This is a genomic window from Synechococcus sp. R6-10, from assembly GCF_047461815.1.
Classification (GTDB): domain Bacteria; phylum Cyanobacteriota; class Cyanobacteriia; order Thermostichales; family Thermostichaceae; genus Thermostichus.
Window position 1 is genome coordinate 1 of sequence record NZ_JANSHW010000501.1, and the last position, 1792, is coordinate 1792.

At 58.6% G+C, this 1792-nt stretch carries 2 protein-coding genes; both read left to right on the forward strand.

The window, feature by feature from the left end:
* Positions 1-612 (forward strand): SLC13 family permease (locus NW837_RS12745; protein ID WP_414332018.1); only part of this gene is annotated, 612 nt, incomplete at its 5' end.
* A gap of 84 nt (positions 613-696) precedes the next feature.
* Positions 697-1425: an SDR family oxidoreductase gene (locus NW837_RS12750; RefSeq protein ID WP_011433499.1), complete on the forward strand. Its 729-nt coding sequence runs from the start codon at positions 697-699 to the stop codon at positions 1423-1425.
* Positions 1426-1792: the final 367 nt, after the last annotated feature.

Here is a 1792-nt window from a genome sequence, read left to right on the forward strand (position 1 = left end):
CCTTGGCTGCCGCTGCGGCTCTACCCGCCCCTGTTGCGCAAGAGCGTGGTGATTACGGGGGGGCTGTTTGTGGCCTTTGTAGCCGGACTTCCCTTGGCAGAATCGGCTTTGGTGGCGGCGGCCCTGTTGTTGATTACCCGTAGGCTGAAGCCAGAGCGATTTTTGGAGCAGGTGGACTGGAATCTGCTGGTGATGTTTTCCGGGCTATTTATCCTGACGCGGGCAACGGGAGAGCTGGTCACTGCTTGGGGGATGAGCTTGGGATCCTTGGCAGAGAGTCTGGCGGGATCCCCTCTTGCCCTGCTGAGTAGTGTGGCCGTTTTGTCCAACATCATCTCCAATGTGCCGGCGGTGCTGTTGCTGCAATCGTTCCTGCCCCGACAGGAGACCACCGCTTGGCTGTTGCTGGCTGCTGGCTCCACTTTGGCAGGCAATTTGACACTATTTGGGGCGGTGGCCAATCTGATCACAGTCGAGGCAGCGGCCAAAAAAGGCTACGTGCTTTCGTTTGGAGAACATCTGCGCTTTGGCCTGCCCCTCACTCTCCTAACCCTGGGGTTCAGTGGGTTGTGGCTGTACCAGCCTTTCCTGTCTTCTCCACCGCTCAGATGACCTCTGTCGAGGGATCCAGTGGGGCTGTGACTGGCTTGTCGGGATCCCTGTGTATGATGGGAAAAAGAGTTTAAGAAACGTAACGTGTCTTCTCCGCTATCGCAGGCAGTTATTTTGATCACAGGGGCAACAGGGGGTATCGGCAGCGTCCTGGTGCCCATGCTGGCTCAGGCCGGATCCCATCTGGTGTTGGCCGCTCGGCGAGAAGAGCCCCTGCGAGCTCTGGTGGAGAAATCAGCCTCTTTGGGGGCTGCCTCTGGATTGGGGATCCCCACTGATGTGACGGACTATGCCCAGGTAGAGGCCCTGGTCAACCAAACGGTGCAAAAGCATGGGCGCATTGACGTGCTGATTAACCTGGCCGGGGCCGGGATCCTGAAGCCTGCTCCCCAGCTAACCCCCGCAGACCTGGAGCGAATGCTGGCGGTCAACCTGAAGGGCAGCTTCTACACCAGCCAACTGGCTGCCAACCCCATGCGGGAGCAAAAATCCGGCCACATCCTCAATTTTCCCGGCGTCCTTGGACGTTATCCCATGGCGATGGCCTCTGCTTACTGTGCGGCCAAGTTTGGGGTGGTCGGGTTTAGCAAGTGCATGGCCGATGAGCTGAAGCGCTTTGGGGTCAGATTTACGCTGTTTTACTTCGGAGGCATCGACTCACCCTTCTGGGATCCCATCAGCCTGAAGGTGCAACGAGACAAGATGCTCAGCCCTGCCACGGCTGCGGAAGCCATCTGCTTTGCCCTTACAGCGCCCGCTGGTGCTGTACCGAGCGAGATAGTGTTGCAGCCGGAAAGCCACCAATTCCTTTGACCAAGTGTTTTGCCGTCCTTTTGCTGGGGTTGAGGCGGCAGCAGCTTGTCTTTTGGTGAAACAAGCGCTCGAGTTTCTCTCTTGGGCTCCCCCCGTCTCAATCTTGCTCTCTGCAGCCCAAAGCGCCAGCAGGGATCCTCATTTCTTGGCGGCAACGTTGGATCAGATCTCCCGACACCCCCACCAACCGTCCTAGCCATTCGTCCGGCACAGAAGCAAGCAACGCCGGCCCAAACTGGTAAACTACCCGGCTCCGACCGCTAAGCGGTACGGAGCGGGCTTTCAGTAGCCCTGGGCCTGCTCTGCCCTACCAGAGAACAAAACAGGCCCGAACCTCTAGGCTGGTTTACGGCAGCCCCCAAGAGCG